Origin of the sequence: Pseudomonas sp. KBN12P06040 (assembly GCF_037574965.1) — a bacterium.
Classification (GTDB): Bacteria; Pseudomonadota; Gammaproteobacteria; order Pseudomonadales; family Pseudomonadaceae; genus Pseudomonas; species Pseudomonas aeruginosa.
Genome location: NZ_JBBELS010000001.1, coordinates 5,692,271 through 5,704,901 on the forward strand (window position 1 = coordinate 5,692,271; position 12,631 = coordinate 5,704,901).

Genomic DNA, 12,631 nt, shown 5'->3' on the forward strand with positions numbered 1-12,631 from the left:
AGCCGGGGCGGGGCGCGCTCAATGTCCGCCGAGATAGGCGTTGCGCACCTCCTGGTTGCCGAGCAGTTCTTCGCCGCTGCCGCTCATGCGGATTTCCCCGGTGACCATCACGTAGGCGCGGTCGGAGAGCTTCAGCGCATGGTTGGCGTTCTGCTCGACGAGGAAGATGGTCATGCCGCTCCTGGCCAGCTCGCGCAGGGTCTGGAAGATCTGCGTGACCACGATCGGCGCCAGGCCCAGGGAGGGCTCGTCGAGCAACAGCAACTTCGGCCGGCTCATCAGCGCGCGGGCGATGGCGAGCATCTGCTGCTCGCCGCCGGACATGGTCATGGCGCGCTGGTTGCGCCGCTCCTTCAGGCGCGGGAACAGCTCGAACATGCGCTGCATGTCCTCCTCGGCGTGGTCCATGCCGATGGGGATGGTACCCATCAGCAGGTTTTCCTCGACGCTCATGTCGGGGAACACCCGGCGTCCTTCCGGCGACTGCGCGATGCCGTTGGACGCCACGTAGTGCGCCGACTTCTGGCGGATGTCCTGGCCGCGATAGAGGATCTGCCCGGCCGCCGCGCGCGGCTGGCCGAAGATCGACATCAACAGCGTCGACTTGCCCGCGCCGTTGGCACCGATCAGGCTCACCGTCTCGCCCTCGTTGACCTGCAGCGAGACCTTCTTCAGCGCCTGGATCGGCCCGTAGAACACGTCCACCTCACGGAATTCCAGCAACGCCGCGCTCATGACAGCTCCTCTTCGTCGGCACCGAGATAGGCGGCGATCACCTTCTCGTCATGGCGGATCTGTTCGGGGTTGCCACGGGCGATCACGTCGCCGTGGTCGAGCACGATGATGTGGTCGGAGATGTTCATCACCATGCCCATGTCATGCTCGATCAGCAGTACGGTGATCCCGTGGTGGTCGCGCAGGTAGCGGACGATGTTGCTCAGGGCGTGGGTCTCGGCCGGGTTGAGGCCGGCGGCCGGTTCGTCCAGGCAGATGAGTTCCGGCCGCGTGCACATGGCCCGGGCGATCTCCAGGCGCCGTTGCTGGCCGTAGGACATCTCGCCGGCCAGGCGGTTGGCGCAGTCCACCAGGTCGACCACCTCCAGCCAGTAGAACGCGTGGTCCAGCGCCTCGCTCTCGGCGCGGCGATAGCCGGGAGTGTTGAGGATGCCGGCGAGCAGGTTGCGGTTGACGAACATGTGCTGCGCCACCAGCAGGTTCTCCACCACCGACATGTCCTTGAACAGGCGGATGTTCTGGAAGGTCCGCGCCAGCCCGGCGCGGTTCACCAGGTGGGTGCCGCCGAACATCTTGTAGTAGAGGCGACTGCCCAGTTGCGGCGGCTTGACGAAGTCGTCCAGCTGGAACGGCTCGCCGAGCACCTGGATGACGTCCGTGGTGCGCCCCTGGGTGTTGAGCAGGATGTTGCCGCCGGTGGCCTTGTAGAAGCCGGTGAGGCAGTTGAACACGGTGGTCTTGCCGGCGCCGTTGGGGCCGATCAGCGCGGTGATCGAACCGCGCTCGACGTCGAGGTTGACGTCGTTGAGCGCCTTGATGCCGCCGAAGTGCATCATCAGGTGCTCGACGCTGAGGATCTTGTCGCTCATGGCGCCACCCCCTTGCGCGGGGCGAAGCCCACCCGGCTGATGCGGATCAGCCCGCGCGGCCGCCAGATCATCATCACCACCATGAGTATCCCGAGCAGCAGCACGCGGATGTCGGCGAAGCTGCGCAGCAGCTCCGGCGCCACGGTGAGGACGAAGGCGGCGATCACCACCCCGACCGTCGAGCCCATGCCGCCGAGCACGACGATGGCGAGGATCAGCGCCGACTCGAAGAAGTTGAACGAGGACGGGTTGACGAAGCCCTGGTAGCTGGCGAAGAACACCCCGGCCAGTCCCGCGGTGGAGGCGCCGAGCATGAACGCCGAGAGTTTCACCAGCACATGGTTGAGGCCCATCGCGCGACAGGCGATCTCATCCTCGCGCAGCGCCTCCCAGGCGCGCCCGACCGGCATCCGGGTCAGCCGGTGCTTGATGTAGAGCACCAGCAGCACGACCAGGAACAGCACCACGTAGATGAACAGGAACTTCATGTTGGGGTTGTAGGCGATGCCGAGGAACTCGTGGATCGGCACCCCGCCATCCTTGGCCCGGCGGCCGAACTCCAGGCCGAGGAAGGTCGGCGCCGGCGCCGGCATGCCGTTCGGCCCGCCGGTGAAGGACAGCCAGTTGTTCAGTACCAGGCGGATGATCTCGCCGAAGCCCAGGGTGACGATCGCCAGGTAGTCGCCATGCATGCGCAACACCGGGAAGCCGAGGATCGCCCCGGCCACCGCGGCGGTCAGCGCGGCCAGCGGCAGGACGGTCCAGAAACCCAGGCCGAGGTACTGGTAGCCCAGCGCCAGGCCATAGGCGCCAATGGCGTAGAAGGCCACGTAGCCGAGGTCGAGCAGCCCGGCGAGGCCGACCACGATGTTCAGGCCCAGGCCCAGCAGCACGTAGATCAGGCCGAGGATGACCACCGCCAGCAGGTACTTGCTGGCGAAGAACGGGAAGATCACCGCGGCCACCAGGATCAGCGGCACGATCCAGCGCAAGCGGGTCTTGTAGCCCGGCGGCAGGACGTGGACGCCGCTGCCAGCCCCCTCGAAGCGCTCCAGCACGGCCCGCCCGCCGCGGGTCTGCAGGTAGAGGCTGAGCAGGAAGCGCCCGGCCATCACGATCGCGATGATCCAGCCGACCCGCTCGTAATGCAGGTTGAAGCCGTAGCCGTCGAGGACCACGCCGACGATGGGGCCGAACACCACCAGGGCGATCAACCCGGAGAGCACGGCATCGAGGACGCACTGCTTGAGATCGATGGAAGTCTCGTTGCTCATCGTCGTCCCCTTACACCTTGGCGATCTGCGGGCGGCCGAGCAGGCCCTGGGGACGGAAGATCAGGATCAGTACCAGCAACGAGAAGGCGAACACGTCCTTGTAGTCGGTGTTGACCATCCCCGAGAACTGCGCCTCGGCCACTCCCAGCACCAGGCCGCCGAGCATCGCCCCGGGCAGCGAGCCGATGCCGCCGAGCACCGCCGCGGTGAACGCCTTGATGCCGATGATGAAGCCGGCGTAAAAGTCGAAGGTGCCGTAGTTCATGGTGATCAGCACCCCGGCCAGGGCGGCCATCGCCGCGCCGATGACGAACACGTAGGAGATCACCCGGTCGGTGTTGATCCCCAGGATCGAAGCCATCTTGCGGTCCTGCTGGGTCGCCCGGCACATGCGCCCGAGCTTGGTGTAGCGGATCACGTAGGTCAGCACCGCCATGCCGATCAGCGAAGCGATCAGGATGAACAGCTTGGTGTAGGTGAGCTGGACGAAACCGTCGCCGACGTGGAATTTCAGGGCGCCGTCGAGCAGGGTCGGGATCCCCTGCTGGCGCGGTCCCTGTGCCACCTGCACGTAGTTCTGCAGAATCAGCGACATGCCGATCGCCGAGATCAGCGGCGCCAGGCGCGTGGAGTTGCGCAGCGGCTTGTAGGCGATGCGCTCGATCACCCAGCCGTAGGTGCAGGTCACCAGCACGGTGAACAGCAAGGTGCCGAGGATCAGCAGCGGGAAGTTCTGCAGGCCGAAGAAGGCCAGCAGGGCAAGGGCGATGGCCGACAGGTAGGCGGAGATCATGTACACCTCGCCGTGGGCGAAGTTGATCATGCCGATGATGCCGTAGACCATGGTGTAGCCGATGGCGATGAGGCCGTAGACCGAGCCGAGGGTCAGCCCGTTGATCATTTGCTGGAGGAAGATGCCGTCCATTTTTCAGTCTCTTCAGGGCGAATCGCGACGGCCTTTGTAAGGCGCGCCGGCGCTCGCCGGTGAAAGCGGACGGGTGCTACTGAAACGGCCCCGGATCGCGGGACTCCAGACCGACCACACGCAGACGTCTTCGGTGAATCCGCACTACGGCGGCAAGCACGGGCGAGCACTTCAGCAGCTCCCGGACTTACCCATGCGCCGAGCCTGTGCCCGGCGCATGGCGGTCGAGCGCGATCAGGGCAACTGGTGGTACTTGCCCTTGTCGTCCCACTCGTAGACCACGTAGTCGGAGACTTTCAGGTCGCCCTTCTTGTCCCATTCCTTCTTGCCCATCACGGTCTGCACCGGATGCGACTTCAGCCACTCGGCGGCCTTGGCCGGATCGTTGGCGCCGGCGCCGTTGAAGGCCGCCGCCAGGGACTGGATCGAGGCGTAGGAGTAGAGGGTGTAGCCTTCCGGCTCGAAACCGCCGGCACGGAACTTCTCCACCACCGCCTTGCCGTCGGGGATCAGCCGCGGGTCGGCGCCGAAGGTCATCAGCACGCCCTTGACGTACTGCGGACCGCCGGCGGTGGTCGCCAGTTCGTCGGTGACCACGCCGTCGTCGGACATGAACTTGGCGGTCAGTCCCTGTTCACGCATCTGCCGTACCAGCGGACCGGCTTCCGGATGCAGGCCGCCGAAGTAGACGACCTCGGCACCGGAGGCGCGGATCTTGGTAACCAGCGCGTTGAAGTCCTTCTCGCCGCGGGTCAGGCCCTCGTAGAGAACCTCTTTCACGCCGAGCTTGTTCAGTTGCGCCCTGGTGGCGTCCGCCAGGCCCTGGCCATAGGTGTCCTTGTCGTGGATCACCGCGACCTTCTTGGCCTTCAGCACCTTGACGATATAGTCGCCGGCGACCACGCCCTGCTGGTCGTCGCGGCCGCACATGCGAAACATCCCGGAGAGTCCGCGCTCGGTGACCTGCGGGTTGGTGGAACCGGGGGTGATGGCGATGATCCCGGCCTCGTCGTAGACCTCGGATGCGGGGATGGTCGAAGAAGAGCAGAAATGGCCGACCACGGCGATGGCCTTGTCCTGGTCCACCAGGCGGTTGGCCACGGCCACGGCCTGCTTCGGTTCGCAGGCGTCGTCGGCCTTGACCAGCTTGATCTTCTCGCCGTTGATCCCACCCGCCGCGTTGATGTCTTCCGCCGCCTGGGACGCGCCGCGCCAGTATTGCTCGCCGAAGGAGGCGTTGGCGCCGGTATGCGGTCCGGCCACGCCGATCACGACGTCGGCCAGCGCATGCGTGGAAAGACCCATCACGGACGAAACCGCGAGAGCCAGGATGCCTTTTCTGAACAGCTTCTTGGACATGGGGTGTTGCTCCTGAGGATGATGTTGGCGCTCGTAACTACGATGTTGTTGTTGTGTTTCGCTCAACAGGCAGAGCAAGCGGCGTGCCATTCGTTTTTTTCCTGAGTGGCCGGCCACAAGAACTTTAGCCCTCCTTTCCGTTTTTATCTTTGTTATTGGAAATCAGTCATTTAGGCATTTCTCCGAATCCCCTTCGGAGAGCTACAGCCCAGGCCTCACAGGGCCTGAACCGTTCCTAGGAATAACTCTACAACGATATTGAAGCGGTTAGAAACTGCACGTCACTGGTGCGCTGCACGCACTAATTGAGGTCCTCTTTTTCAATGAAAGTGCAGGACAGAGCGGTTTTTAAAATTAATATGAACATGAACTTCCCGGGATTCGGTACTTGGCGGAAAAAGTCGATTCGAATACGACATGGACATATCCGTGAGCGACGCCACGTTCGGCGCAAAGCGCTGTGACGGATTCGTCATAAGCCAGCGAATGCTCTATCGCGAGACTTGCCGGCAGTAATAAGCGTCGCCCGCCACTCCGGCAAGCGAGCTTTCCTCCCCACGTCATTCCGTTTATTCATATAACGCGTTCCGCCCGCTCCACCCGCGCCAGGAAACCCGCCATGCTGAACAAACGCCGCCTGCCGTCGATGACCGCCCTGCAATGCTTCGAAGCGGTAGCCCGGCACCTGAGCTTCACCCGCGCCGCCGAAGAGTTGAGCCTGACCCAGAGCGCCATGAGCAAGCAGGTCGCGCAACTCGAGGAGCAGTTGCAGCACGCCCTGTTCCGCCGGGTGCGCAAGCGCCTGCAACTGACCCCGGCCGGCGAGCTGTACCTGGCCGAGGTACGACGCATCCTGCAGCAGGTAGAGCTGTCCACCCGCTTCCTGCTTTCCTACGGCGGCGAGACCGAAGTGCTGCGAGTGGCGACCCCGCCGACCTTCGGCGCGCGCTGGCTGATCCCGCAACTGAACGGCTGGCGCCACCGCCACCCGAACATCCACCTCGACCTGCGCCAGGAACTGGAACCGGACGACCTGCGCCAGGGCCATTGCGACCTGGCATTCTTCTTCGGCCCCGGCACCCTGCCGGGCGCCGAGTGCATACGCCTGTTCGGCGAACAACTGGTGGCGGTCTGCGCGCCATCCCTGCTGCCGGCCGGCGGACTGGACGAACCGACCCAACTGGCGGGGCTGGTGCTGCTGCAGAACGCCAGCCGCGCGGAGGCCTGGCACGACTGGTTCGCCAGCCTGGAGCGAAATTGCCAGGGTTGCTACCACGGTCCACGCTTCGACACCTTCTACATGTGCATCCGCGCCGCCCAGGCCGGTTGCGGGGTAGCCCTGCTACCGCGCTTCCTGGTCGAGGAGGAACTCGCCGAAGGCAAGCTGGCGATCGCCTGGCCGCACGCCCTGCCCAGCCAGGAGGCTTACTACCTGGCCTATCCCGAGCATGCCGCGGAAGTCCCCAAGGTGCGCCATTTCATCGAGTGGATGGTAGAGCGCCTGGAGCAGGAGCAACCCTCAGCGGGCCCCCGCCAGACGCGCCACGGCCCGGTTTGACGTTTCCGCTGCGCGGAACCATCTTTACTCTCACTCGGTTCACCTCGGAACGTCCCATGCTCACTGGCGTCACGGTTCGAATCCGCCTGCTGGTCCTGGCGTTGCTGCCCCTGACGATGCTCGTCACGGTCATCGCGATGGCGCTGGCCAACGCCAGTCGACTCGATGCCAGCTTCCAGGACCTTTTCAACAACCGGATGAAGCCCATCAGCCAGCTCAAGATCGTCGCCGACGCCGTTGCGGTCAGCGTGGTCGACGCCCTGCACAAGTACCGTGCGGGCGTCTTCGATGAAGAGCGCCTGCAGCAGGAGTTGAGTGGGGCGCTGTCGCGCATCGAGAAGTCGTGGGCCGACTATTCCGCAGACCACCGGACTGCCGCCGAGAAGGAAATCATCGAGTCGCTGGTCCCCACCCTGGAACAGGTCAAGCGGATGACCCTGGCATACGGCGAGCAGGCCAGGGCCGGAAGCCTGCGAAACGTCGAGGCCGGCACGTTCAATCGCGAGATGTATGGTGCGTTCGATCCCCTGGGAACCGCGCTGTCGACGCTGATCGACCTGCAGCTCAGCGAAGGCGCCAAGCTCAACGAGCAGATGGAGAAACGCTACGACTCCATGCGCACCACCTTCCTGCTCATCGGCGCCGCAGCCCTGGTCCTCATCGTCGCCGCGGCCTGGTTCATCAGCCTGTCGATCATGCGCCCGCTTTCCGATCTGCGCGGGGTGATCCGCCGCGTGCAGGACTCCTCGAATCTCACGCTCCGCGCCGATGCGCGCGGGCGCGACGAAGTGTCCGATACGGCGCGCGCATTCAATATGATGCTGGAAAGCCAGCAGGCGCTGCTCCGCCATCTCGCCGAAACGGCCAGGAAGCTGACCGTCACCTCGGACGAGATGAGCGCCATCAGCAACCAGGTCAGCCATGTCGCCACGTCCCAGGGCGACCAGACCGACATGGTCGCCACGGCGGTACACCAGATGAGCATGGCGGTCCAGGACGTGGCGCGGAACGCCCAGGCCGCCGCGGCCAGCGCGGAATCGGCGAACAGCGAGGCGCACACCGGAACCGGCCTCGTGCATGCGAACCTCGACGCCATCCAGGGCCTGTCGGTCATGGTCGGAGAGGCGGGAGCCGTCATCGACACGCTGCGCAACAAGACCGAGGAAATCAGCACCGTTCTGGAAGTCATCCAGAACATCGCCCAGCAGACCAACCTGCTCGCCCTCAATGCCGCGATAGAAGCCGCACGGGCGGGCGAGGCCGGACGCGGGTTCGCGGTGGTCGCCGATGAAGTGCGCAGCCTGGCCACCAATACGCACAAGGCCACCGAAACCATCCGCGAGATGATCGAAGCCCTGCAGGCAGGCGCCAGCAGCGCGGTCAGCGTGATGCAGCAGTCACGCGAGCAGGCCCAGGTCAGCGTCCAGCGCGCCCACGAGGCGGGAAAGGCGCTCGGTCTCATCGCCCAGGCGATCGAAGGCATCGCCCAGAGCAACGCGCAGATATCCACGGCGACGGAAGAACAGACCGCCACCGCGAGCGAGGTCAGCCAGAACATCGACTCGCTCAATGCCAGCATCGGTGAAGTCGCCGAGGGCGCGGTGAAGACCTCCACCTCCAGTGTCGAGCTGGCGAAGCTGGCAAACGGACTGGAGCAGCAGATCCAGCGCTTCACCGTCTAGCAAGCGCGGCAGGGAGCGGCCTCACCGGCCCTGCCGCACCCGTTTGTCAGGACGCCAGCAGGCTGCGGTCGAAAACGAAGGCGCCGCCCTGCTTCGGGGTGAAATGCAGGACGTGTTGCGGGCGCCCCATGGGCGGACGCTGGCGTTCGCCGGTGTCCTCGACCCAGCCAGCCTCTTTCATCCGCTCCAGGCGCCCGCGCAGGCTGGAATGCTGGACTTCCTGGCCGATGGCGCACTCGAAGGCCTTCAGCGCCTCGGCCACGGTGAAGCGCGGCGCCAGCAGGAACAGCGGCAGGGCGCTGTACACCGACTTGCTCGCCAGGCGCTCGCAGGCCTGCTGTACCAGTTGGGCGTGGTCGAACGGCAGGGCGAAGCGCTCGCTGCAAACGTCGCGCAGCGGCACGAAGTCGAGGTCGTCGTCCTCCACCCGGGTGTCCGGGCCGACCAGCACCAGGTAGAACACGCTCAACGACCAGCCGCGCGGGTCGCGTACCGCGTTGCCGACCGTGGCCACCTGCTCGATGTAGGCCGGCTCCAGCCGCGCCTTGTCGCGCAGGGCGCGCACCGCCGCGTCGTCGAGGCTGTGGTCGGCGCTGCGGCCGTTGACCAGCACGCCGGGCAAGGCCCACTGGCCGGCGAAAGGCGCCTGGGCGCGGCGGATCAGCAACAGCTCCAGTCCGTGCCCGGGGTTCAGGCGCAACGCCACGATATCCACGCTGGCCAATACTTCCGCTGAACTCATCGTCACTCCTCTCTTCAGACCGCCTGGCGTTCGCCGCCATAGCAGTGCAGTTCGTCCTTCACTTCCGGCAGGCACCAGGCCTCCGGTATCGCCAGTCCTTCGCGCAGGCGCTGGCGGATCATCGAGCTGTGCAGCGGCAGCCGCTCCTCCGCCACCAGCCGGCCGAAGCGCCAGCACAATTCGGCGGCGCGTTCGAAGCGCGGCAGTTCCGCCTCGTTGTCAGCGCCGATCAGCAGGGCGATCCGCGCTGACGCCAGGCCGCTACGCGCGGCCAGCGCTTCCAGCAGGTCGATGCTGTAGACCGCCGGACGATCAGGCATCAATCCTGCTTCGATCGGCTCGCAATACACCCGCCGCGGATCGATCCGCCGGGCCAGCCGCGCCAGCCAGCGGCAGCGCAGCTCGAAATCGCCCATGCGCTTGCCGAAGGCGTGGCGGTGGCTCGGCACCAGGGCGACCCGTTCGGCGCAAAGCAGCGCCCGGCGGATCACCGACTCATGGCCGGGGTGCGGCGGGTCGAACGCCCCACCATAGACCGCGAGAGCGAAGTCGGGGGCGCGTCCGCCGCTCATCCCGGCAGGCAGTCGGCGAATCCGGGAACTTATTTCATCACGCATAGAAAATACCTTCCACTGCGAAATTTTGTAGTACAAGTGCTTGACGACTTATTTCACGTGATGAATTATGTACCCACATTCAGCCCCAACCCGTCAAGCGGAGGCTTCCATGAATCGCCCCAGCAAGATCGCCAGCTTCGATGTCGACGCCCAGAAAGGCTTCACCCCGCTGTGCCCGGACGAACTGCCGGTGCCCGGCGGCGACGCCATCGGCGCCGCCCTCAACCAACTGGCCAGCCGCGCCGCGCTGCGCCTGGGCAGCAAGGACGCGCACAGCCCGAAGGCTGCCTGGGTAGTGGAAAGCGCCGAGCAGATGCTGCGGCCGCTGGCCTATCCGGATGCCGACCTGACCTGGGTGAGCCACTGCGTACCGGGTACGCCGGGCTTCGAGCTGCTCGACGAACTGCCGCGGCCGATCGACTACGACTTCTTCGTCTGGAAGGGCGTGGAGCCGGACCTGCACCCCTACGGCGCCTGCTACCACGATCTGGCGGAACGCCGCAGCACCGGGGTCATCGAATACCTGAGGCAGAATGGCGTGAGCCATGTGCTGGTGGGTGGCCTGGCGCTGGACTACTGCGTGAAGAACACCGCCCTGCAACTGCGCCGCGCCGGTTTCGAGGTGCTGCTCTACCTGCCCGCCTGCCGGGCCATCGCCGAGGACACCGCGCAGCGGGCCTGCGACGAGATGCGCGACGCCGGGGTGATCCTCTGCGCCGACCTGGAACGACTGGATAGCGCCCTCGCCGGCGCCGACAAGGAGAAGTGAACATGGCCGAAAGCGTCTTTGCCGAGCGCATCGTGCAGAACCTGCTCGATACCGATTTCTACAAGCTGACCATGATGCAGGCGGTGCTGCACAACTACCCCAACGCCGAAGTGGAGTGGGAATTCCGCTGCCGCAACGCCGAGGACCTGCGTCCGTACCTGGCGGAGATCCGCTACCAGATCGAGCGCCTCGCCGAAGTCGAGGTAACCGCCGACCAGCTCGCCTTCCTTGAACGCATCCCGTTCATGAAGCCGGACTTCATCCGCTTCCTCAGCCTGTTCCGCTTCAACCTGCGCTACGTGCACACCGGCATCGAGGATGGCCAACTGGCAATCCGCCTGCGCGGCCCATGGCTGCACGTGATCCTCTTCGAGGTGCCGCTGCTGGCCATCGTCAGCGAGGTGCGCAACCGTTATCGCTACCGCGAGGTGGTCCTGGAACAGGTCGGCGAGCAGCTCTACCGCAAGCTCGACTGGCTCTCCGCCCAGGCCAGCAGCGAGGAACTCGCGGAATTCCAGGTCGCCGACTTCGGCACCCGCCGGCGCTTCTCCTACCGCACCCAGGAGGAAGTGGTGCATATCCTCAAGCGCGACTTCCCCGGGCGCTTCGTCGGCACCAGCAACGTGCACCTGGCCCGCGAGTACGATCTCAAGCCGATCGGCACCATGGCCCACGAATGGCTGATGGCCCACCAGCAACTCGGCCCGCGGCTGGTCGACAGCCAGCAAGCGGCACTGGACTGCTGGGTCCGCGAGTACCGCGGACAGCTCGGCATAGCCCTGACCGACTGCATTACCATGGATGCCTTCCTCGACGACTTCGACCTGTACTTCGCCAAGCTCTTCGACGGCCTGCGCCACGATTCGGGCGACCCGCTGGCCTGGGCGGAGAAAGCCATCGCCCACTACCGCCGCCTGGGTATCGACCCGCTGAGCAAGACCCTGGTGTTCTCCGACGGGCTGGACATGCCCAAGGCGTTGCAGCTGTTCCGCGCGCTACGTGGCAAGATCAACGTCAGCTTCGGCATCGGCACCAACCTGACCTGCGACATCCAGGGAGTCGAGCCGATGAACATCGTCCTGAAGATGACGGCCTGCAACGGCCATCCGGTGGCGAAGATATCCGACGCCCCGGGCAAGACCCAATGCCGCGACGAGAACTTCGTCGCCTACCTCCGCCACGTCTTCAACGTGCCGGCCTAATCCTTTCGCACCTAACGGGAGCCCGAACATGCAACAGATCCAACGCGACATCGCCCAAGCCCTGCAGGTCCAGCCGCCGTTCCAGTCGGAGGCCGACGTGCAGGCGCAGATCGCCCGGCGCATCGCCTTCATCCAGCAGTGCCTGAAGGATTCCGGGCTGAAGACCCTGGTGCTGGGGATCAGCGGCGGCGTCGACTCGCTCACCGCCGGCCTGCTGGCCCAGCGCGCCGTCGAGCAACTGCGCGAGCAGACCGGCGACCAGGCCTACCGCTTCATCGCCGTGCGCCTGCCCTACCAGGTGCAGCAGGACGAGGCCGATGCCCAGGCCTCGCTGGCGACCATCCGCGCCGACGAAGAGCAGACCGTCAACATCGGTCCGTCGGTGAAAGCCCTGGCGGAACAGCTGGAAGCCCTGGAAGGACTCGAGCCGGCGAAGAGCGACTTCGTCATCGGCAATATCAAGGCGCGCATCCGCATGGTCGCCCAGTACGCCATCGCCGGCGCACGCGGCGGCCTGGTGATCGGCACCGACCATGCCGCCGAGGCGGTCATGGGGTTCTTCACCAAGTTCGGCGACGGCGCCTGCGACCTGGCTCCGCTCAGCGGCCTGGCCAAGCATCAGGTACGCGCCCTCGCCCGCGCCCTCGGCGCTCCGGAGAACCTGGTGGAGAAGATCCCCACCGCCGACCTCGAGGACCTGCGCCCCGGCCATCCGGACGAGGCTTCCCACGGCGTCACCTATGCCGAGATCGACGCCTTCCTGCACGGCCAGCCACTGCGCGAGGAAGCCGCGCGGGTGATCGTCGACACCTACCACAAGACCCAGCACAAGCGCGAACTGCCGAAGGCGCCCTGAGCCTCCCGGCCCGTGCGGCAGGCCCGTCGTCGACGGGCCTTTG

At 65.6% G+C, this 12,631-nt stretch carries 12 protein-coding genes; 5 read left to right on the top strand and 7 right to left on the bottom strand.

From position 1 onward, the window contains the following. Nucleotides 1-18 precede the first annotated feature (18 nt). The 5 genes from VQ067_RS26905 to VQ067_RS26925 all read right to left on the bottom strand — a co-directional run bounded on the left by VQ067_RS26905 (nucleotide 19) and on the right by VQ067_RS26925 (nucleotide 5,162). A complete protein-coding gene (locus VQ067_RS26905; protein ID WP_033989947.1) occupies nucleotides 19-735 on the bottom strand; it encodes an ABC transporter ATP-binding protein in 717 nt (238 codons plus the stop codon). Beyond that, nucleotides 732-1,604 carry an ATP-binding cassette domain-containing protein gene (locus VQ067_RS26910; RefSeq protein ID WP_003095566.1) on the bottom strand — a complete coding sequence of 291 codons (873 nt, stop codon included), beginning with the start codon at nucleotides 1,602-1,604 and terminating at the stop codon, nucleotides 732-734. The genes VQ067_RS26905 and VQ067_RS26910 overlap by 4 nt, the downstream gene beginning before the upstream one ends. Then, nucleotides 1,601-2,878, bottom strand: coding sequence for a high-affinity branched-chain amino acid ABC transporter permease LivM (livM, locus tag VQ067_RS26915; protein WP_003099983.1), 1,278 nt, complete (start codon nucleotides 2,876-2,878; stop codon nucleotides 1,601-1,603). Before livM ends, VQ067_RS26910 begins: the two co-directional genes overlap by 4 nt. A gap of 10 nt (nucleotides 2,879-2,888) precedes the next feature. Next, nucleotides 2,889-3,803: an ABC transporter permease subunit gene (locus VQ067_RS26920; protein WP_003095571.1), complete on the bottom strand. Its 915-nt coding sequence runs from the start codon at nucleotides 3,801-3,803 to the stop codon at nucleotides 2,889-2,891. Between the two features lie 234 nt (nucleotides 3,804-4,037). Beyond that, a complete protein-coding gene (locus tag VQ067_RS26925) occupies nucleotides 4,038-5,162 on the bottom strand; it encodes a branched-chain amino acid ABC transporter substrate-binding protein (protein WP_003109453.1) in 1,125 nt (374 codons plus the stop codon). A gap of 619 nt (nucleotides 5,163-5,781) precedes the next feature. Between VQ067_RS26925 and VQ067_RS26930 the strand changes: the two genes are divergently transcribed. Further along, nucleotides 5,782-6,720 (top strand): LysR substrate-binding domain-containing protein, encoded by a 939-nt coding sequence (locus tag VQ067_RS26930; RefSeq protein ID WP_003095575.1) that lies wholly within the window; start codon nucleotides 5,782-5,784, stop codon nucleotides 6,718-6,720. A gap of 56 nt (nucleotides 6,721-6,776) precedes the next feature. Then, entirely contained in the window at nucleotides 6,777-8,402 is a 1,626-nt protein-coding gene (locus VQ067_RS26935; RefSeq protein ID WP_003095577.1) for a methyl-accepting chemotaxis protein, read from the top strand. A gap of 46 nt (nucleotides 8,403-8,448) precedes the next feature. On the opposite strand, the gene VQ067_RS26940 is transcribed toward VQ067_RS26935, so the two are convergent. Both VQ067_RS26940 and VQ067_RS26945 read right to left on the bottom strand, forming a co-directional pair. Continuing rightward, on the bottom strand, nucleotides 8,449-9,144 hold the full coding sequence (locus VQ067_RS26940) for an NUDIX domain-containing protein (protein WP_033989945.1): 696 nt from the start codon (nucleotides 9,142-9,144) through the stop codon (nucleotides 8,449-8,451). Nucleotides 9,145-9,158: 14 nt separating this feature from the next. Then, nucleotides 9,159-9,761, bottom strand: a complete 603-nt coding sequence (locus VQ067_RS26945) for an adenylyltransferase/cytidyltransferase family protein (protein WP_003095582.1) — start codon at nucleotides 9,759-9,761, stop codon at nucleotides 9,159-9,161. Between the two features lie 109 nt (nucleotides 9,762-9,870). Between VQ067_RS26945 and VQ067_RS26950 the strand changes: the two genes are divergently transcribed. The 3 genes from VQ067_RS26950 to nadE are packed head-to-tail and all read left to right on the top strand — an operon-like array spanning nucleotide 9,871 to nucleotide 12,588. Next, a complete protein-coding gene (locus VQ067_RS26950) occupies nucleotides 9,871-10,530 on the top strand; it encodes a nicotinamidase (RefSeq protein ID WP_003095584.1) in 660 nt (219 codons plus the stop codon). Nucleotides 10,531-10,532: 2 nt separating this feature from the next. Continuing rightward, nucleotides 10,533-11,732 carry a nicotinate phosphoribosyltransferase gene (pncB, locus tag VQ067_RS26955; protein ID WP_003135529.1) on the top strand — a complete coding sequence of 400 codons (1,200 nt, stop codon included), beginning with the start codon at nucleotides 10,533-10,535 and terminating at the stop codon, nucleotides 11,730-11,732. 28 nt (nucleotides 11,733-11,760) lie between these two features. After that, the gene (nadE, locus tag VQ067_RS26960) at nucleotides 11,761-12,588 is read left to right on the top strand and encodes an ammonia-dependent NAD(+) synthetase (RefSeq protein WP_003099998.1); all 828 of its coding nucleotides are present in this window, start codon (nucleotides 11,761-11,763) and stop codon (nucleotides 12,586-12,588) included. The last annotated feature ends 43 nt before the right edge of the window (nucleotides 12,589-12,631 follow it).

What these genes read in the sequence shown, in the direction of transcription:
- VQ067_RS26945 (WP_003095582.1), bottom strand. Translation starts at nt 9,761, where the DNA reads ATGCGTGATGAAATAAGTTCCCGGATTCGCCGACTGCCTGCCGGGATG.
- VQ067_RS26910 (WP_003095566.1), bottom strand. Translation starts at nt 1,604, where the DNA reads ATGAGCGACAAGATCCTCAGCGTCGAGCACCTGATGATGCACTTCGGC.
- VQ067_RS26940 (WP_033989945.1), bottom strand. Translation starts at nt 9,144, where the DNA reads ATGAGTTCAGCGGAAGTATTGGCCAGCGTGGATATCGTGGCGTTGCGC.
- VQ067_RS26935 (WP_003095577.1), top strand. Translation starts at nt 6,777, where the DNA reads ATGCTCACTGGCGTCACGGTTCGAATCCGCCTGCTGGTCCTGGCGTTG.
- VQ067_RS26920 (WP_003095571.1), bottom strand. Translation starts at nt 3,803, where the DNA reads ATGGACGGCATCTTCCTCCAGCAAATGATCAACGGGCTGACCCTCGGC.
- nadE (WP_003099998.1), top strand. Translation starts at nt 11,761, where the DNA reads ATGCAACAGATCCAACGCGACATCGCCCAAGCCCTGCAGGTCCAGCCG.
- VQ067_RS26905 (WP_033989947.1), bottom strand. Translation starts at nt 735, where the DNA reads ATGAGCGCGGCGTTGCTGGAATTCCGTGAGGTGGACGTGTTCTACGGG.
- livM (WP_003099983.1), bottom strand. Translation starts at nt 2,878, where the DNA reads ATGAGCAACGAGACTTCCATCGATCTCAAGCAGTGCGTCCTCGATGCC.
- pncB (WP_003135529.1), top strand. Translation starts at nt 10,533, where the DNA reads ATGGCCGAAAGCGTCTTTGCCGAGCGCATCGTGCAGAACCTGCTCGAT.
- VQ067_RS26950 (WP_003095584.1), top strand. Translation starts at nt 9,871, where the DNA reads ATGAATCGCCCCAGCAAGATCGCCAGCTTCGATGTCGACGCCCAGAAA.
- VQ067_RS26930 (WP_003095575.1), top strand. Translation starts at nt 5,782, where the DNA reads ATGCTGAACAAACGCCGCCTGCCGTCGATGACCGCCCTGCAATGCTTC.
- VQ067_RS26925 (WP_003109453.1), bottom strand. Translation starts at nt 5,162, where the DNA reads ATGTCCAAGAAGCTGTTCAGAAAAGGCATCCTGGCTCTCGCGGTTTCG.